The organism is Robiginitalea sediminis (genome assembly GCF_002198115.1).
Lineage (GTDB): Bacteria > Bacteroidota > Bacteroidia > Flavobacteriales > Flavobacteriaceae > Robiginitalea > Robiginitalea sediminis.
Map to the genome: position 1 here is coordinate 26,530 of NZ_NGNR01000002.1, position 19,233 is coordinate 45,762.

Genomic DNA, 19,233 nt, shown 5'->3' on the forward strand with positions numbered 1-19,233 from the left:
TTATTCTATGGTGAGGGTTTGGACCTGTTCCTGTACTATGGCGAAATACCCCAGGGGGAAGTCCTGAGGGCGGTCGGTGTTGTCGGTCAGGTCGATATTATCCAGGCCCGTTACGTCAAATACATTGCCGCGCACCGTGGCCACGGGGGTCTGGAAGGGGTCCCCGGAATCCCCGGACTGTTCCACCAGCAGGGCCATATAATTGTAGAAGGACAGGTCTGCCCCCAGGATGCTTACCCGGAGTTCCTCCCCGGGCTCGAAGACCTGGTCGTAGAAGTAGGAGAACTCCAGTTGCTGGCCTTTGTAAAACGTGTCCTCCGAGGGGAGGTAGTTCCCGAACCCGAAGTCGAAGACGTAGTAGTTGTCCTGGTCCGGGATATCGGTGAAGGCCACCACTACTTCGGTTTCATCATCGCCGAAGAGGGTGTTGTCCCCTTGCTCCAGGCGGTCTATGGGCGGGGCCGCCACGTATTCGGTCTGGGCAGCATACCTGCGACCCTGCCAGTCGATGACCATGGTAAAACGGATGTCGTTTTCCAGGACGGCGGAGGTGCGGATGCGCTGGTCCCGGTCGAAGGACGGATCGGGCACGTAGACCCCGCTCCCGGGCTCCAGCTGGGTCAGGCTGCTGGTGCCCGTATTCCCGCTGGGGAGGCCGTTTTCCAACTCCGAAAGGATGATGACGATGTTGTCTACATCGGTTACCGGCTGGATCTCCCCGAAAAACCCGGCCGTCTGGGTCAGGCGGATTTCCACCGGGATGAATTCCTGGGTGACGTCTACCCGGAGCAACCCTTCCACCACCAGGCGGGGGGCTTCCCCGGGGGTTTCCACCTCAATGACATCCTCGCACCCGGCCAGTGCCACAAACAGAAAACAGAAAAAGGGGAGACAGCGTTTCATTAGAACCGGAAATTATAGGTTACAGAGGGCACGATGCCGAAAATGGAGGTGCGTATCGCCTCATTGCGGCCGGTATCCTGGTTCTGCCGGAAGTTGATGGCCGCCGCGTTGTAGCGGTTGTAGAGGTTGTAGATGCTGAAGACCCATTCCCCCTGGATCTCACGGGTCCGGGACTTGCGGGTCTTTAAGGTGGCCGCCACGTCCAGGCGGTGGTAATCCGGCAGGCGCTCCTGGTTGCGCAGGCCGTAATAGGGCACTACCAGGCCTTCGAACTGGAACTGCCCCACGGGGTAGTTGGTGGGCTGCCCGGTCTGGTAGATAAAATTGGCGTTGAAGCTCCAGCGGTCATCCAGCTGGTAATTCCCGTAGAGGGCCAGGTCGTGGCGTTTGTCGTATGGGGTGTTGTACCAGTCCCCGAAGTTGATCCCGGTTTCCTCCACCTCCAGGCCGTTGCTGAAGACCGAGGACCGGCCCGGGGTGCGTTGCTCGGATTTGGAGAGGGTATAGGCCAGCCAGCCTGTGAGTTTCCCCGTGTTTTTGCGCAGCAGCAGCTCCCACCCATACGCCCGGGCCTCCCCGTTGAGGATGACCTGCTCTATGGCGTTGTTGGCAATCAGGTTGGCCCCGTCTATATAGTCGATGCGGTTCTCCACGGTCTTGTAGAACACCTCGGTTTCCAGGCTGTATGCGCCCCCGGAAAAATTCCGGAAGTAGCCCAGGGCAAACTGGTCCAGCAATTGGGGCTTGGTATAGGGCCCGCTGGGGGTCCAGACGTCCAGGGGGGTGGGGGAGTTGGTGTTGGACAACAGGTGGAGGTACTGGGCCATACGGATATAACTGGCCTTCACGGAGCTCTCGTCGGTAAGGGCATAGGAGACCGAGACCCGCGGCTCCAGGTTCAGGAATTTCTCCAGGGTTTCGAAGCGGTCTGCGCTAACCGTGTCTATTGGGGTGCCTTCCCGATAGACCAGGGTAAAGGGGTCGTAAATGACCGGGTTGTCGTTCTCATACACATAGAATTCGTCTTGCCCCAGGCGGTTGAACTGGCTCAGGCGCAGGCCGTAGCCAAGGCTCAGGCGGTCGGTAACCTCGTGGGAGGCGTCCACGTACCAGGCGTTCTCGTTGGCGTACTGTTTGGTGAGTTGCTCCTCCACAATCCCCGAGGTGGGGCTGTTGGGGGAGATACGCCCGGGGTTGAACACATAGTAGGTGTTGTGCATCCCGTAATTGAGCTGGAACCTGTCGCTCAGGTAGTGCTTCAGGTCGTATTTCAGGTTGAAGTTCTGGATGCCCGAATTCCATTCGAAGCCTACGAAATCCAGTTCCAGCCCGTAATAATAATCCGAATAGATCAGGGACAGGTTGGAAAAGAGCTTGTCCGAGAACAGGTGGTTCCACCGGAAATTCACCACCGCATTCCCGTAGGTATTTACAAAGAGGTCGGTGATGCTGAAGAGGTCCCGGCCGAAGTACCCGGAGAGGAAGAGGTTGTTCCTGTCGTTAATCCGGTAGTTGAGCTTGGTGTTCAGGTCATAGAAATAGGCGCGGTTGTCTATATCGAGCAGCGGAAGGAACAGGTGGGCGTAGGAGGCCCGCCCCCCGATCAGGAAGGCCGAGCGGTCCTTCTGGATGGGGCCTTCAGCCAGCAGGCGGCTGGCTACGGCGCCGATGCCTCCGTTCATGTGGAATTCCTTGCTGTTGCCCTCCTTCTGGTAAATGTCCAGTACGGAGGAAACGCGCCCCCCGTAACGGGCGGGGATGCCGCCCTTAAAGAGTTTGACGTCCTTGATGGCATCCGGGTTAAAGACGGAAAAGAACCCGAACAGGTGGGAGGAATTAAAGATGGTCGCCTCGTCCAGCAGGATGAGGTTCTGGTCTGCCGCCCCGCCCCGCACGTTGAAGCCCGAGGAGGCTTCCCCGGCGTTGGTGACCCCGGGCAGGAGCACGATGGATTTGATCACGTCGGCCTCCCCGAGTACCACGGGGATATTCTTGATGGTGGCCGCCTTGAGGGTGGCCACGCTCATCTGGGGTTCCCGGATATCGAGCCGTTCGGCATCTTCGGTAACCACCACCTCCTCCAGCTGTTCTGCCTTTTCCTCCAGGCTCAGGTCCAGGCGGCGGTCCGTATCGAAGGCGATTTCCCGCCGGACCTCCTCAAACCCGAGGTAGCGGATCACCACCTGGTAGGTACCCTCCGGGAGGGTGAGGGAATAGAAGCCGTATTCGTTGGTGACGGCCCCGGTCCGCAATTCCGGGACCAGGATATTCACGCCGATGAGGGTTTCGTTGGACCCCGCTTCGGTTATGGTCCCGCTCAGGGTGTACCGCTGCTGGGCCGATAGTGCCGAGCCCAGCAGGAGCAGGAAGCCGAACAGGGCGCGGTGGAATGCCTTTGGGTGCATGCAATTTTTTTTGGGCGGCACGGGGCCGGAAGCTTCAAAAATAAAAAAGCCCCGGCGAAACCGGGGCAATTTTAACGTTAATTGGCCTTATGCCAGCCCGTCCAGGATCCCGTTGAGGGTTTGGCTCGGACGCATGGCCCGGGCCGTTTTGGCAGCATCGGGCAGGTAATAGCCCCCAATGTCCTGGGGGGTGCCCTGCGCCTGCAGCAACTCCTCGAGGATGGTGTCGGTCTGGGCCTTCAGGGCTTCGGCAACGGGCCCGAAGACGGCGGCCAGCTGTGCATCCGCCCCCTGGGCGGCCAGGGCCTCTGCCCAGTAACGGGCCAGGTAGAAGTGGCTGCCGCGGGTATCGAGTTCCCCTGTTTTACGGGAAGGGGACCGGTTTTCTTCCAGGAAGCGCTCGGTGGCTTCGTCCAGGGCGCTGGCCAGGACGCCTGCCCGGGCGTTGTCGTTCTTTTGTCCGTAGTGTTCCAGGGAAACAGCCAGTGCCATAAATTCCCCCAGGGAGTCCCACCGCAGGTGGCCTTCCTCCAGAAACTGCTCTACGTGCTTGGGCGCCGAGCCCCCGGCACCGGTCTCAAAAAGCCCGCCCCCGTTCATCAGGGGGACAATGGAGAGCATCTTGGCGCTGGTCCCTACTTCCAGGATGGGGAAGAGGTCGGTGAGATAATCCCGCAGTACGTTGCCGGTTACCGAGATGGTATCCTTCCCGGCACGCATCCGCTCCAGGGTAAAGCGGGTGGCCTCCATGGGGGAGAGCACCCGGATGTCCAGTTCCTGCCGCGTTTCGGACGGGAGGTAGGCATCCACCTTGGCGATGAGTTCCCGGTCGTGGGCGCGCTCCGGGTCCAGCCAGAAAACCGCCGGGGTTTGGGAGAGGCGTGCGCGCTCCACGGCCAACTGGATCCAGTTTTGCACCGGCAGGTCCTTCACCTGGCACATCCGCCAGATGTCCCCGGCCTTTACGGGGTGTTCCATCAGGGTTTGGCCCGTTTCGGCATCGATAACCTTCACGAACCCGGCCCCTTTGATCTCAAACGTCTTGTCGTGGGAACCGTACTCTTCGGCCTTCTGGGCCATGAGCCCCACATTCGGGACTGTGCCCATGGTACGGGGGTCGAATGCCCCGTGCTTCTTACAGTATTCGATGGTGGCCTGGTAGATACCTGCATAGCTGCTGTCCGGGATCACGGCTTTGGTGTCCTGGGGTTTGCCTTCGGCATTCCACATCTGCCCGGAGTTCCGGATCATGGCCGGCATGGAGGCGTCTATGATCACATCGCTGGGCACGTGGAGGTTGGTCACCCCTTTGTCTGAGTTCACCATGGCCAGGTCCGGTCCGTTGGCTATTGCAGTGGTGATGGCCTCACGGATTTCTGCCGCTTTGCCTTCCGGCAGCTTCGAGAGGTCCGCCAGCAGGCTTTCCAGACCGTCGTTGGCATTGATTCCGGCGGCTTCAAGGTCGGCGCCATAGGCATCGAAGACGCCCTTGAAATAAGTACGCAGCACATGGCCGAAAATAATGGGGTCCGAGACCTTCATCATGGTGGCCTTCAGGTGTACAGAAAACAGGACCCCGGACGCCTTGGCGTCTGCGACCTCCCGGGACAGGAAGTCCAGCAGGGCCGCCTTTTCCATAACACTGGCATCTACAATCTCCCCGTCCAGCACCGGGACGGCAGCCTTGAGGGTTTCGGTTTTCCCATCCTGACCTTCCCACACAATCTTCAGGGTAGTGGCCTTTTCCAGCGTCAGGGATTTTTCGTTCGATTTAAAATCGCCCGCCCCCATGGTAGCCACGTGGCTTTTGGAATCCGGGCTCCAGGCCCCCATACTGTGCGGGTTCTTTTTGGCGTAGTTTTTAACCGGTTTCGGGGCGCGGCGGTCCGAATTGCCTTCGCGAAGCACCGGGTTCACGGCGCTGCCTTTAACCTTGTCGTACCGGGCTTTGATGGCTTTTTCCGAATCGGTCGAAGGGTCGGACGGATAGTCCGGAATCCCGTACCCTTTTGCCTGCAACTCGGCAATGGCTTCCTCGAGCTGCGGGATGGAAGCTGAGATATTCGGCAGTTTGATGATATTGGCTTCCGGCTGCTTGGCCAGTTCGCCCAGGAATCCCAGATCGTTCCCCACCCGCTGGTCTTCCCCGAGGAATTCCGGGAACACCGAAAGGATGCGCGCTGCCAGAGAAATATCCCGGGTTTGGACCGCTATGCCGGCGTTGCGGGTAAAGGCCTGGACAATGGGCAAAAAGGAGGCAGTGGCCAGTGCCGGGGCCTCGTCGGTTTTGGTATAATGGATGGTTGCCATGAAACGGTTTGGGTTAAAGCGCAGCAAATATACAATTTTCGCAGGGCTTGAGCAGCCGCCGTGGCCAGGCTTTTAAAATACCGTCTGCAGGAGAGGGGAGGGGATAAAAAAACAAAAGCCATATCACTGCAACGGGTACATTGATATGGCTTTCTTAAGCAGTCGGCAACTTAGGGTTCCGGATATTTCATCTTTCCCCACAACCCGGGGGTTGTTTGCCTTGCGACCGCCTGACGTTTGGATTGGTGCTGTTGCTGTGCGTACGCATACGCCCAGTGCCTGCCGCTCCTTTATGCCGCTTAACACGGTCTGTCTTATATGGGAAACCGGAGTTTTCCACGTAAAACACAGGTGCCCACCTTCCGATGGAGAACTACAGCCCTCCTATCGTGGCTCGGTTTCAGCTTCCTTTGCAGGGGTCCTGCGCAGGTTTCTGATTCCTAATCGGCATTACAAAGAACGTCTGCTTCGCAGCAATCTTTCATCGTTACCATGGACTGATAACCGCTACTCGATTACATTTACTAAAATAGACGAATCCCCCTCATTTCCAAAATTTTAGCCTAAAAAAGAATTGACAGGTTATGAACGGGGGATATCAACAATTGTTTATAACTAAAACAGTCTGAATCCTACTTGCCATTGCGGTTGGCACGCCTCAGTTGCCGCTGGATTTTGCGGATGGCGGATTCGATGGATTTGTCCGGTTCTATGATGTTGTATTCCCCCCAGAAATCCGGGTCTTCGAAACCATCGGCCGCCTCACTCAGGATGATGGAGGACCGCACCCGGTCCCGGAAGCGGGGTACCTGGCCCCCGGTATTGAAGTCCCAGTCCGTTATGGCCATCTCCAGGCTCAGGCTGTAGATGGAGTTGAAGAGTTTGCGGTCCCAGTCTACCTTGAACTCCAACAAGGCATTGCTGTAGGAATAGTACCAGCGGCCCTCGTGCTCCCGATAGTCTACCCGGTAGGATACCGAGGTGGGCGTCACCGAGGCATTGGCTGGCTTGCGGCGCACGAACATCCGCCCGGCCGCTTCCGGGTCTGTGATATTCAAAGAGAAGATTGCGCTGGTGAGTACCTTCCGGTCTGCATCGATAAACAGCCGGCCCTGGTACATGGGTTCGCGGATATGGGATTTTTGTTCGAAGCGGATCACGAAGATCAGCCGGTCGTCTATCCGTGTATTGCGGTCGAATGTGAAGGTGTAGTCGTCTATATAGTCCTGGGAAAAGAGGAAGTCCGGATATTTCATCACATCCACGAAGAGGGCATTGTACGGCCCGCCCTGCAATTTGAGGGCCACGGTGTCCAACCGGCTGTAGTCTGTGTTTTTGCGGGCGCGGTACAACTCCACCGCATCCCGCCTTTCGGAGGAGTAGGGGGCTTTGTAGATGTTCACCACCGCCTCGGCCAGGGAAGCGTTGCGCCTCCTTTTTTTAATGGTCTCCCGGTAGAATGCCGTCATCCGAAGGGGCTCGTCCAGGTAGTTTTCCCCTTTGCGGCGCAGGGTTTCCTTTACCAGGACAGTGGCATCCGCCGGCACCACCAGGTCTACCTCGGGCAGGGGGGTCACCGAAACCACCATACGGATTTCCAGGGGGGTATCCCCGAAGGCGGACAGGGGCACTTCCCGGTTGCGGTACCCCAGGTAGTTCACCACAAGGGTTCCCTCCTCCAGGTCTGCCGGGACTTTTAGCAGGAAGCCCCCGTCTGCATTGGTAACCGTTGAGATGTTCTCCCCCTGCAGGGACAGGGAGGCAAAGATCAGGGGCTCCCCGGTGGCAGCATCCACTACCTCCCCCTGCAGGGAGCGGTACGGCGCCCCGTCCTGAGCCCTGGAACCCGGCACGGCCAGCAAAGCCAGAAGGGCCAGTAAAAACAGTTTTTTCACAGCAATGGTTTTTGGTTCCGCAAGGGTTGCCCCGGGGTCTTTTCCGCTTCCCGGGCAATGGGATACAAGGTACTTAATTTTTGTCGCATCCCGAAGCCCTATCCCACCCTGGGGCCGGCGTTGTTGAGGTACTCGGCCGGGGTGGCCCCGGCAAATTTCCGAAAGGCTTTGTAGAAGGATGCCCGGGTGTTAAACCCGGCCTCGAAGGCAATCTGGGCAATGGTGGCTTCCCCTGGCTCCATTTCGATGAGCATCTGCCGGGCTGCTCCTACGCGGTATTCGTTGATAAAATCGAAAAAACTCCGGTTGAAGTGTTCGTTGATGATCTGGGAGGCTTGGTTTCGGGACACCCCCAGGCGTCCGGCGAGGTCCTCCAACCGCAGGTCAGGGTGGAGGTAAGGCTGCTCGGCTTCCATCAGGTGTTGGAGTTTATCCGAAAGGTCCCGGGCCAGCAGGGGGGAAAGTCCGGTATTGCGGTATTTAACAAAGGGTACACTCCGGGGTCCCCGCCCCTGGAAGAGTTCCGGCTGGAAGTAGGCAAAACCCGCAAGCAGGCCGATGAACCCTACAATGGCGAGGTCTATCAGATAGTCGTAGGAAGGGTCCATGAGGCCTGTTCGCACCAGAACGATATAGGCGGCAAAGGCAAGGGTAAACCCCAGGTAACTCCCTGCAAACCATTTCAGCCACCGGTTTTTTCGCCATTGGGGTATCTTCTGCGGCCCAAAACGGTAGAGGGTTAAAAAGGCATAAAAAACCATGATGGGGATAACCACCCAAATCCCATAAGAGGGGAAAAGGATGTAGTCGCCCACCAGGCCATTGGCCATAACTTCCCGTTTGGCCGGGCCGTCCAGGAGGTAAAAGTCCCATAACAGACCTATCATGACCAAGGGAGGCAGGGCAAAAACCAGATCGCTGATCCGGAGGCCTTTCCCGGTCATCGCGCGCCGGGCATAGAGGTAGACCAGGGGGCCGTAGGCGGTCCAGAACGGGAAGTGCATCAGGTTGAAATGCACCAGCCAGCGCCACTGTATCCACCCACCCCACCGCAGGCAGTTGTTCAGCAATTCCAGGGCAAAGAGGAAGGTAAAGGCGGCCAGGATCCGGTTTTGGAGCACATCCCCTTTTTTGCGGACCAGCAGGTGGGCCGTCAGGACGAAGCCCAACAGGGTAAAAAACAGGAAGAGAAAAAGGACAACACGCATGTCTTAAATATAAGGCAAAGCACCGGGGTTTCAGGGAGGGAAGGCCTCGTACCGCATCCCGCTTTCCAGGCTTTTCGGGTTTGGGGTGGTATTGCGGAAGGTGACCGGAAGGGAGGTATAGGGATACCCCATACTCCCGGGGGCCGTAAGCACGAAGTGCAGGTGGGGATAACCCGCCAGCCCGGTATTTCCACTGTACCCGAGAAGGGCTCCGGCGGCCACGGCCTGGCCCACCCGTACCACTGCCCCGTTTTGGGTAAGGTGTGCATAATGCGCATAGGTCCCGTCCGTATGTTGTACCGATACCAGGTTGTTGGGGAACCCGCCGTCTACCCCACGCTCCTCCACATAAACGACCCGCCCGCCCCGGGCGGCGTGGATGGGGCTGCCGATGGGCATATTGAAGTCGATCGCAAACATATCGGGCTGGCCGGCACTGTGGTAAGAACCCCCGCATGGGCCCAGGCCGATGATATAGGAGGTGCCCACGGGGTAGGGGAGGATATATTCGGAAGTATCCCAGGGATCGTAGCTGGCATCGGCACAGCTGGCAAACCCCTGGGAGGGGATGCCAACAGGGGCTGTCCCGATCAGATTTTCCCGCCAGGCTTCCTCTTTTTGACATGCCCATAATCCCAGCAGCACGACAAGGAGTTTCCAGTACTTCATTCGCTTAAAAGATTGATGCCCTAAATTTAGGTCCCCTGGGTCCGGGCCATGTCTCTTAGCGTAGGGAAATGCGCTGTCTGGCCGCAATATGCAAATTCCCAGGAATGCGTATCTTGTAGGGACCAACCAACTATCGAATGGACAAACGCGATTTCCTCCGGCGCCTCGGGACGGCAGCCATGGCGGCTCCCTTTGTTTGGCCCGAAATGGCCACGGCCGCGGAAGACCTCCCGCCCTGGCCGGACCCCTCCAACGAGGAAGCCTTCTGGGCCCGGGTACGCCTGGATTACGAACTTAAACCCGAATACATCAACCTGGAGAGCGGGTATTACAACATCATCCCCAGGCCCACCCTGCAGTATTTCCTGGAACAGGTTCGCCACGTCAACTACGAAGGCTCGTACTATATGCGTACCGTACAATGGGAGAACAAAGCGCGGGTGGCTGCCCGCCTGGCGGCGAAGGTAAACTGCCCGCCGGAAACCCTGGTCATCACGCGCAACACCACAGAATCCCTCGATCTGGTGATTGGGGGATACCCCTGGAAGGCGGGGGATGAGGCTGTTTTTGCCGAGCAGGATTACGGGGCCATGCGGATGCACTTCCGGCAGGTGGCAGACCGGTATGGGGTAGTGAACAAGGTAGTTTCCCTCCCTCAGCACCCCGCCTCGGACGAGGAAATCGTAGCCCTGTACGAGCAGGCCATAACCCCGCGTACCCGCTTGCTGATGGTATGCCACATGGTGAACATCACCGGGCAGATCCTCCCGGTGCGCGCCATCTGCGATATGGCCCACCGCCACGGGGTGGAGGTCATGGTGGACGGGGCGCATTCGGTGGCCCACCACCCGGTGGACCTCACCTCCCTGAATTGCGACTATTACGGCTCGAGCCTGCACAAATGGCTGGCGACCCCCCTGGGGGCCGGCCTGCTTTACGTACGCCCCGACCATATCCCGAAACTCTGGCCCCTGCTGGCCGAGCACGACCGGGAGCCGGGGGATATCGGCCGGCTGAACCACACCGGGACCCACCCGGTGCATACCGACCTGGCCATAGATGCCGCTATTGACTACTGGGAGCGCCTGGGGCCGGAGCGGAAAACAGACCGGCTGCGGTACCTGCAGCAATACTGGACCAACCGCCTGAGAGGTGTGCCCCGGGTGCTGGTCAATACCCCATCGGACCCCTCCCGCCATTGCGGGATCGGCAATGTGGGGATAGAAGGGCTGGACCCGGTGGAAATGGCAAGTATCCTGTTGGAGGAATTCCGGATTTTTACCGTAGGAATCCGGGATGCCGGGGTGTGGGGCTGCCGCATCACCCCGAATGTCTTTACCACCACCGAAGAACTGGACCACTTTGTGGCGGCCGTGGAATCCCTGGCCCGCCGAAGATGAAGAAACCTGATTCCTGTCATAAAATACCAGGAGCCCGGGCAGTACCTTGGTAGGTTGAATGCCCGCATGGACAAACCCAAACCGAGAACCCTTAAACCCATATACAAATGACCACAACGCAATTAAACCGGAAACTCACCAATGCCCTGGTGCTGCTCCGCGTATTTATCGGCTGGCATTTCCTCTATGAGGGGATTGTCAAGGTCTACAACCCGGACTGGACCAGTTTCGGATACCTGGCTTCGGCCCAGGGACCGTTTTCGTCTGTCTTCGGGGCCCTGACCGGGGAGGCCATCCTGCCCTGGGTAGACACCATGAACTGGCTGGCGCTAATGTTCGTGGGGATTACCCTTATCCTGGGCATCTTCGAAAAGGCGGGCGCCCTGGTGGGGATGGCCCTGCTGGCCATGTACTACCTGGCCCATCCTTCCTTCCCCTGGCTGGACCAGATCAACGTAGAGGGAAGTTACTGGTTTGTAAACAAGAACCTAATAGAACTGGTGGCCTGTTGGATTTTGTTCCTGCAGCCCACAGGAGCCACCTTTGGCCTTACCCGTTTGTTATCCAAAACTAAAACCGCACAATCATGAGTTGGACAAGAAGAGAAGCCCTGTTTGGGCTTGGCGGCATCCCCATTTTGGGTGCCATATGGTGGGCCGGTGCCCGCGGAACCGTTGGCAAGCGCCGGGAGCGCGACGCCATCCTGGAAACCCTCAACATCCAACCTTCCCTACCCCCGGCTGTCCCGGCTATCGGGGGCGAACCGGTTAAGGTAGGGGTTATCGGATTCGGGATCCGGGGTGAGCAGCTCTGCCGCGCCCTGGGCTATGCCACCGACGAGTGGATTGCGGATATGGAAGAGGCCACCGCCCTGGCCAAGGCCGAGGGCCGGCCATTTACCGCCCTGGAGGATTTCCGCAACCAGGACCCGCTTAATGTGCGCATTGTGGGGGTATGCGATATTTTTGACGCCCGGGCCGAGAAGGCGATTCGCTCCTTCTCCGACGAGCAGACCACCGTTAAGCGCTACCGCACATATACCGAGATGATCGGCAGCGGGGATGTGGAGGCCGTGGTGATTGCCACCCCGGACCACTGGCATGCCCCCATGGCCATGGAAGCCCTGCGCAACAATGTGCATGTCTATGTGGAGAAGCCCATGACCCACACCCTTTCGGAGACGTATGAACTCCGGGATACCGCCTTGAATTCCAAGGGTATCCTGCAGGTAGGGCACCAGCACCGTCAGACCCTGAGTTTTAAAACGGCCCAGGACATTATCGATAAGGGCATCCTGGGGCATGTGTCCCTGATAACCACCAATACCAACCGGAACGACGACAACGGGGCCTGGAATTACGAGATCCACCCGGATGCCAGCCCGGATACCATAGACTGGGCGCAGTTCCTGGGAAGTGCGCCGGAAATCCCCTTTAACCTGAACCATTTCTTCCGGTGGCGCAAATGGTGGGCCTACGGCTCCGGACTCTCCGGGGACCTGCTTACCCACGACTACGACCGCCTGAACTGTGTGCTGAAGATGGGGATCCCTGCTTCGGTCATGGCTTCAGGGGGCATCTATACCCACCGGGACGGCCGCAATGTGCCGGACGTCTTCCAGGCCAATATGGAATTCCCGGATTTCAGTACCGGAAGCAGCCAGGTAAAAGGAAAGGAGAAAGGGATGACCTTTGTCTACAGCGCCAGCCTGGGGAACGGGCTTAACCGGCCCACTATGCTGATGGGGCACGACGCGAGCATGGAACTCGGCAACCGCCTGACCATTTGGCCCGACGGCCGCTCCACCCGCTTTGCGCCCATGCTGGAAGAAGGCAAGATGGAGCCCCAGTCGCCCATTTACCACTACAACCCTGCGGCTACGGCCCTGGACGGGGTGTCTTCGGCTACCTCCCAGTATTTCGCAGACAAAGGCCTTATGTGGACGTACATAGACGGCAGACGCGTAGATTCCACCTTCCTGCACATGCGGGAGTGGCTCAGCGCTATCCGCAACGACGGCCCGGTGAGCTGTGGCATACAGGAAGGGTTCGAGGAGGCGATTTCCGCCCATATGGCGGGGCTGTCCTGGAAACTGGGCAGGCGTGTCGAATGGGATGCCGAGGCCCAGCGGGTCAAGCCCATCGACGAGATCGATCTCGATGCCGCCCTGTTGGAAAGCCCCCCTGGAGTTGGGGTGCCACCCGAACAGATGGGTTAAAAAAGAGAAACCCCGGGGAGCGCCCCGGGGTTTTTTTAATCCAGCATAAACAGGGTGTTGGCCATAAAGAGCTTCCCGTTTTCCCAGAAGCCCCGGAACAGCGGGTTATCTGCCATAAAGACCACCTGCCCGCGGCCGTGGGGCCGTACCCCGAATATGAGGGAGCCTGAAATTTCCGTTACCGCCTCGCTCCCGGCGAAGCCCGCTACAGGGCGGGCACCTTCGTCCAGGTAGGCCACGGTCCCCCGGGGAAAGCGCTCATAGGAGGCACTCCCCAGTTTCAGGCTGTAGTAGGTATCCGGGTACCCGAAGGCCAGGGGGTGGGTAGGGTCTACCCGGGTCTTAAAGATGGCGCCGGTAATGGCCCCTTTGATGCGTTCCCGCCTGCCTTCGGCATACGGCTCAGGGGTTACCTCCCCTTCGCCAGAGGACGCGCTGTTGCGTTTGGGGCGGATACCGAAGCCATCTTCCCCGCCGAGGGCATCCAGGCTGGACCCCATGGCAACCAGCCGCCCGCCGGAGGCTACCCATTGCTTCAGGGCCTCCAGGCGCGCCGGGGTCAGGAAGCGCCGGTACCCGCGGCCGTCGGGAAATACGATGACATCGTATTGTTCCAGCTCGGCTTCATCCCAGAAGTCGGCATCCAGGACGGTAAGGGGGTAGTGCAGCTGCTGCTCCATAAAGTGCCACACCTCCCCGAATCTTAGAGTGGAGGTGGGATCGCCCGAAAGGACGGCTACCTTTATCTGCGGGATCATAGCTACCGCGCGAGACCCGAAATCCTTTCCGGAATCCACATACCCCGAGGCTACCGGGGTAAGCTGCTTGCCTTCCCGCCGGGCCCATTGGGCCAGGGTGCTGCCCAAATCGGGCAGGTTCCGGTTATCGCCCGCCTGGATGATGAGGGTTCCCCGGTCCCAGTCGCGGCCTTCGGCCCGGAACGGCTCAGAGGCCCGCCGCACCCGGACACCCGCCTGCAGCAGTCCGGCCAGAAAGCGCGCGTCTTTCATGCTGTTCCAGTCTGTCAGGTAGGCATATGCCCCAGGTAGGGAAGCCTGCCCACTAGTTGCGGTTATGGCAGTGGAGGTTTCCGAATACGGTACTGCCGCCTCCGAAGCCAGGGCATCCAGGCCGTACGCATAGGGGAGGGACCAGGCGGTGATGTCGTAGGTGAGGGAGTCGCTCAGGCGGGCGTCGGGCTCAAACAGGACCTTCACCAGGTTGCCTCCGGGTTGGTCTGTGGGCACAACCAGGGTACTTCCATCCAGAGCCATGCTGCCGTTGGCCTGGGTGCTGTAGCGGAACCCACGTGCCGTTCCCGTGCGGGCAGTGCCGTATCGGATATCGTGTTTGGAAAGCAAGGCCGTGAGGGCAGCCAACCGGTCCGGCTCCCCTTTCAGGACATAACTCTTGTATTTGTGGTTGCGGGGTTGGCGGTAGTATTGCCGGAAGGCATCGGTAAGGGCACCGGCATTCCCGGCAGCTACCTCCACGGTACTGAGCCCGGTGGTCAGGTGGTGGGCAATGCGGTCTTTCAGGGTAAGGGTGTCCCCGGTGCGGGTAATGACGCCCAGGCCGGCCACGCCGCCCCCGCCCTGTTCATAAGTCATGCCTATGGCCCCGTTATAGGTGGGGTAGGTGTCCCCGTAGCTGGGGTAGAACAAATCGAAGACTTCCTTGGTAAAGTAGTACCACCCATTGGCGTCGAAGTACCGGGCGTGGTTCCGCCCGATGGTCTTCTGGAACTCCCGCTGAAACCCGGTAATGACTTCGTGGTAGGGCTCGGCTGCCGGGGCAAAATAATAGGGGGCGTTCATCCCTTGTTCATGGAAATCCACATGGATATGGGGCATCCAGGACCGGTAGGCCTGCAGGCGTTGCTGGCTTTCCACCTGGGTAAGCCACGCCCAGTCGCGGTTCAGGTCGAACATGTAGTGGTTGCTGCGCCCGCTCCACCAGCCTTCCTGGTGCTCCTTGCTTTCCGGGTTCACCTGGTAGGGGGTATTCTTGTACTGGTTGTACCAGTTCACGTACCGGTCCCTCCCGTCCGGGTTTATACAGGGGTCCATAATCACCACCGTGTTCTCCAGGTATGCGGATTTGGAGGTTAGCAGGTCGTAGAGGGTCTGCATGGAGGCCTCCGTGCTGACGCTTTCGTTCCCGTGGACGTTATAGCTGAGCCAAACGATGGGTGTGGCCCCGTTCCCGGTACCCTCCAGGCTTTTGAGGTGCTCCCCGCGGATCTCCTCCAGGCGCGTCATATTGGCTGCCGAACTGATAATGGCGTACATCAGGGGCCGGCGTTCATTGGTTTTGCCGTAAGTGTGCACTTGAACCTGCCTGGGAAGGGTTTCCGCTACATACTGGTAGTAATCCACCACCTCGTGGTGGCGTGTGAATTGGCTGCCCAGGGGGTATCCGAGGAATTCGGAAGGGGATTGCAGCTGCTGGGCAGCAACCTGCAGCCCGCAAAGGGCCACCAGCAGGAAAAGGTATGGTTTCATCGGTCCGACAAATTGGGTTTGGCCCAAAACTACGGAATCCGCCTAAAAACAGCCGACCCCGATCTTAACTTATTTTTTAGGGATTGTCCCGGGCTGGTGCGTTATCTTTGGACTGCTCAAACCAACCCATGCGCGCAGAAGGCATCCCTTACCAAGATACCGGCTTTTTTTCCGACCTCCTTGCGGATTACCTCCGGGCAGAACCGGGCCTGAAGCCTTTCTATGGGCGCTGGCCATCCCTCGAAGCCCTGGGGGAGCAATTGCAGGAGAAGGCGGGGCAGTACCCTGCTGAGAACCGGGAGGTGCTGGCTACTGTGCTCCGGGAGCAATATCAGGGCCTGGAAGTGCCGGAGGCTACCGCGGCTCACCTGGAAGCCCTGGGCGCCGCCAATACCTTTACGGTGGTAACCGGCCACCAGTTAAACCTCTTTACCGGCCCCCTTTATTTCCATTACAAAATTGTCTCGGCCATTGCCCTTTGCCGCCAATTGCAGGCGGCCTACCCGGACCACCATTTTGTGCCCGTGTACTGGATGGCCACCGAAGACCACGATTTCGAGGAAATCAGCCATTTTAATACAAGGGGCAAGGAATTGCGGTGGAACCGGGAAGCTTCCGGTGCCGTGGGCAGGCTGGATACCAAAGGCCTGGATGCCCTCGCGGACGCCCTTTCCCAGGAACTCGGGCCGGGTACTGCAGCCGGGCGGCTCACCCAATTGTTCCGGGAAGCCTACCTGGGACAGCCCACCCTGGCCGCTGCCACCCGCTACCTGGTGCATACCCTCTACGGGGAGTACGGACTTGTGATCCTGGACGCGGACGATGCCCGGCTGAAAGCCTGTTTTAAACCCTATATGCGGGAGGATTTGCTGCAGCACCTCGCCCATCAGAAGGTAACGGAGCAGACCCAGGCCCTGACGACCCTCAAAGACACCTACCCCATACAGGTGTCCCCCAGGGAGATTAATCTTTTTTATCTGGAGGATGGGTTGCGCTCCCGCCTGGTACAGGAGGGCGAAAGCTTTGGGGTGGTCGATACCGATATCCGCTTTACCCGGGAATCCCTGCTGGAAACCCTGAATAAACACCCGGAGCGGTTTTCGCCCAATGTGATCCTGCGCCCGCTTTACCAGGAGGTTATCCTGCCCAACCTCTGTTATATAGGAGGTGGGGGCGAACTGGCCTACTGGCTGGAATTAAAGTCCTTTTTCGAGGCCAGCGGGGTTCCTTTTCCGGTCCTGCTGCTGCGGAATTCGGCCCTGATCCTCTCGGAAAAACAGGTTCGCAAGGCCGAAAAGCTCGGGGTGGCTCTGCAGGAATTATTCCTGAAAAAGAACCACCTGATCAACCGGAAAATCCGGGAAGTCTCCAATATTGATATCGACCTGAGCCCCCAGCGGCAGCACCTGGAAGCGCAGTTCGAGGCTTTGCTGGAAGTAGCGGAGAAAACCGACCCCACCTTCCTCGGCGCGGTCCGCGCCCAGCAGGTCAAGCAACTCAAAGGCCTGGACCACCTGGAAAAACGGCTTTTGAAGGCGCAGAAGCGCAAACTCAGCGACCATGTGAGCCGGCTCTCTCAGCTGCACGAGGCGCTGTTCCCTTCCGGTCAGTTGCAGGAACGGAGCCGGAATTTTGCCGAATTCTATCTGGAAACCGGGGCGGACTGGCCCGGGTTGCTCCTGAAGCATTTCGACCCCCTGGGCGGGGAATTCTCCCTGCTGATTTACCCCTGAGACCCTCCAAAGCTCGACGGGGAATCCTATCTTTGCCGGTAAAACAACCCCTATGCACAGGATCGATATCGACACGGTCGAAATGACCCTGGACGTAATGAAATACGCCCTGGGCCGCATCAGCAACAGCGACCCGGAACTCGGCTGCCCCCGGACTGAGAAGGATCTCATGGAAGCTGTGGGGGAGACCATAACCCCGGAAGGGATTGGAGGCGAGAAGGCTTTCGCCCTTTTCCGCGATGTCCTGGTCCGCGCCACCGTCCCCATAGACCACCCGCGCCACCTGGCCTTTGTACCGGCTGCCCCTACCCGGGCAGCGGTCCTGTTCGACCTGGTGACCTCGGCCTCCTCCATCCACGGCGCTTATTGGATGGAAGGTGCAGGGGGCATTTTCTGCGAAAACCGGGCCATGGACTGGCTGGTGTCCCTCACCGGGATGCCTAAGGGGGCTTTCGGGGTCTTTACCAGCGGGGGTACCGCAGCCAACCTGTCGGCTATGGTTACCGCCCGGGAGGCCTGGCGGAAAAAGGGCGGGGAACGCCGCCGCAAGGGCATCCTGATCACCTCGGCCGGGGCCCACAGCTCTATCAAGGCCATGGCGAAGGTCATCGATGCAGAGGTGCTGCTGGTGCCTACAGAAGACCTTATGCGGGGGGAAGACCTGCAGCGCGCTATAGATGAACTGGACCCCGAACAGCGGGATTGCCTTTTTGCCGTGGTGGCTACAGGGGGGACCACCAATGCAGGCATAGTGGATGACCTGCAGGGGATTGCCGGGGTCTGCGAAAGAGAAAACCTCTGGTTTCACGTAGATGCCGCCTACGGGGGAGGGGCCCTGCTGGCCGATTCGGTCCGCCACCTGTTCCAGGGCATTGAAAAGGCAGACAGTGTAACCATCGACCCCCATAAATGGCTCTTTTCCCCCTATGATTGCGGGGCGATAATCTATCGGAACCCCGAACTGGCCCGGGAGGCCCATTCCCAGGAAGGGTCCTACCTGGACATTTTCAAGGACGAGGGCGCACAGGGTTTTAACCCGGCCGATTACCAGATCCAGCTCACCCGCCGCTTAAGGGGGATGCCCCTGTGGTTTTCCCTGGCCATGCACGGGACCAACCGCTACAAGTGGGCTGTGGAACGAGGGATCAGCCTGGCCCGGGAAGCTGCCGTCCAAATCAGCATGCACCCGGACCTGGAACTGGTACGCCCGGCCAGCCTGTCCTGTGTTTTGTTCCGCAGGAAGGGGTGGGGAGATGCCGAGTACAAGGATTGGACCTACCGCAACCACAAAGAGGGGCTCGCCCTGGTGGCACCCACCAAATGGCCCTCCGGCGGCAAGGTGGAAAGCGTCCTGCGTTTTTGTTTTATCAACCCGGATACCACCGAGGAGGACATTCAAGTGATTCTGGATACCCTACGGGACTAGGTAATCGCTGGTCCACCCGGACCCCCTTTTGGAGAAGCGCACCCGGGTGTTCTTGGGGCGAGAGAGTTTCAGGTACTCTATTTTGAACGGGGCGATGTGCACCATACCGAAGAACAGGTTGCCCTCTTCCTTCATATAATCCACCTTCTCCGGGCTGGCGATCTCCGTTCCCGGGGAAAGGACGCTGGTGTAATCCAGGCGGGAGGCGGCGTGGAGGTGGCTCCACCGCTCCTGCAGCAATTCGGGCGATCGCTCGCGAATGGCCAGGCCCTCGATGCGGATCTGCAGTTGGTTTTCGTGGTGGAACAACAGGAGGCTTACCCGGTTGTTTTCTTTGATATGCAGCATTTTCTTGGAACGCGTATCGGTATAAAAGGTAATGCGCAGGGTTTGCGGATCGAACTCGCGCAGGACCACCGTTCGTAACCTGGGAAGGGTTTCCAGGCCCACGGTAGCCAGGGTGGCGTAGCGGAACGGATGGGATTTTTCCGAGGTTCCGGCCTGTATCTGTCTGATGATTTCCTGCCAGATGGAGGTATTCATGGCGGGGAATTTTACCTAA

General features: G+C 59.0%; 13 protein-coding genes. 5 read left to right on the forward strand and 8 right to left on the reverse strand.

The window, feature by feature from the left end:
- From CA832_RS06565 to CA832_RS06590, 6 genes are all read right to left on the reverse strand, one after another.
- A complete protein-coding gene (locus CA832_RS06565; RefSeq protein WP_088340808.1) occupies positions 1-903 on the reverse strand; it encodes a DUF4249 family protein in 903 nt (300 codons plus the stop codon).
- Positions 903-3,308 carry a TonB-dependent receptor gene (locus CA832_RS06570; protein ID WP_088341381.1) on the reverse strand — a complete coding sequence of 802 codons (2,406 nt, stop codon included), beginning with the start codon at positions 3,306-3,308 and terminating at the stop codon, positions 903-905. Before CA832_RS06570 ends, CA832_RS06565 begins: the two co-directional genes overlap by 1 nt.
- Before the next feature lie 87 nt (positions 3,309-3,395).
- Positions 3,396-5,618, reverse strand: coding sequence for an NADP-dependent isocitrate dehydrogenase (locus tag CA832_RS06575; RefSeq protein ID WP_088340809.1), 2,223 nt, complete (start codon positions 5,616-5,618; stop codon positions 3,396-3,398).
- A gap of 632 nt (positions 5,619-6,250) precedes the next feature.
- The gene (locus CA832_RS06580) at positions 6,251-7,513 is read right to left on the reverse strand and encodes a carboxypeptidase-like regulatory domain-containing protein (RefSeq protein WP_233131749.1); all 1,263 of its coding nucleotides are present in this window, start codon (positions 7,511-7,513) and stop codon (positions 6,251-6,253) included.
- Between the two features lie 98 nt (positions 7,514-7,611).
- Positions 7,612-8,721 carry a helix-turn-helix domain-containing protein gene (locus CA832_RS06585; protein ID WP_088340811.1) on the reverse strand — a complete coding sequence of 370 codons (1,110 nt, stop codon included), beginning with the start codon at positions 8,719-8,721 and terminating at the stop codon, positions 7,612-7,614.
- Positions 8,722-8,751: 30 nt separating this feature from the next.
- Complete coding sequence (locus tag CA832_RS06590) at positions 8,752-9,390, reverse strand: M23 family metallopeptidase (protein ID WP_088340812.1); 639 nt, start codon at positions 9,388-9,390, stop codon at positions 8,752-8,754.
- 137 nt (positions 9,391-9,527) lie between these two features.
- Here CA832_RS06590 and CA832_RS06595 point away from each other — a divergent pair, with 137 nt between their 5' ends.
- The 3 genes from CA832_RS06595 to CA832_RS06605 all read left to right on the forward strand — a co-directional run bounded on the left by CA832_RS06595 (position 9,528) and on the right by CA832_RS06605 (position 13,008).
- The gene (locus CA832_RS06595) at positions 9,528-10,790 is read left to right on the forward strand and encodes an aminotransferase class V-fold PLP-dependent enzyme (RefSeq protein WP_088340813.1); all 1,263 of its coding nucleotides are present in this window, start codon (positions 9,528-9,530) and stop codon (positions 10,788-10,790) included.
- 107 nt (positions 10,791-10,897) lie between these two features.
- Complete coding sequence (locus CA832_RS06600) at positions 10,898-11,380, forward strand: DoxX family membrane protein (RefSeq protein ID WP_088340814.1); 483 nt, start codon at positions 10,898-10,900, stop codon at positions 11,378-11,380.
- Entirely contained in the window at positions 11,377-13,008 is a 1,632-nt protein-coding gene (locus CA832_RS06605; protein WP_088340815.1) for a Gfo/Idh/MocA family protein, read from the forward strand. Before CA832_RS06600 ends, CA832_RS06605 begins: the two co-directional genes overlap by 4 nt.
- 35 nt (positions 13,009-13,043) lie before the next feature.
- Here the strand turns inward: CA832_RS06605 and CA832_RS06610 are convergent, their stop codons facing one another.
- Positions 13,044-15,512, reverse strand: coding sequence for a M14 family metallopeptidase (locus tag CA832_RS06610; RefSeq protein ID WP_088340816.1), 2,469 nt, complete (start codon positions 15,510-15,512; stop codon positions 13,044-13,046).
- A gap of 128 nt (positions 15,513-15,640) precedes the next feature.
- Here CA832_RS06610 and bshC point away from each other — a divergent pair, with 128 nt between their 5' ends.
- Positions 15,641-17,245 (forward strand): bacillithiol biosynthesis cysteine-adding enzyme BshC, encoded by a 1,605-nt coding sequence (gene bshC, locus CA832_RS06615; protein ID WP_088340817.1) that lies wholly within the window; start codon positions 15,641-15,643, stop codon positions 17,243-17,245.
- Positions 17,246-17,297: 52 nt separating this feature from the next.
- Positions 17,298-18,671, forward strand: coding sequence for a pyridoxal phosphate-dependent decarboxylase family protein (locus CA832_RS06620; protein WP_088340818.1), 1,374 nt, complete (start codon positions 17,298-17,300; stop codon positions 18,669-18,671).
- Here the strand turns inward: CA832_RS06620 and CA832_RS06625 are convergent.
- Complete coding sequence (locus CA832_RS06625; RefSeq protein WP_088340819.1) at positions 18,660-19,214, reverse strand: pyridoxamine 5'-phosphate oxidase family protein; 555 nt, start codon at positions 19,212-19,214, stop codon at positions 18,660-18,662. The genes CA832_RS06620 and CA832_RS06625 overlap by 12 nt on opposite strands.
- Between the last annotated feature and the right edge of the window lie 19 nt (positions 19,215-19,233).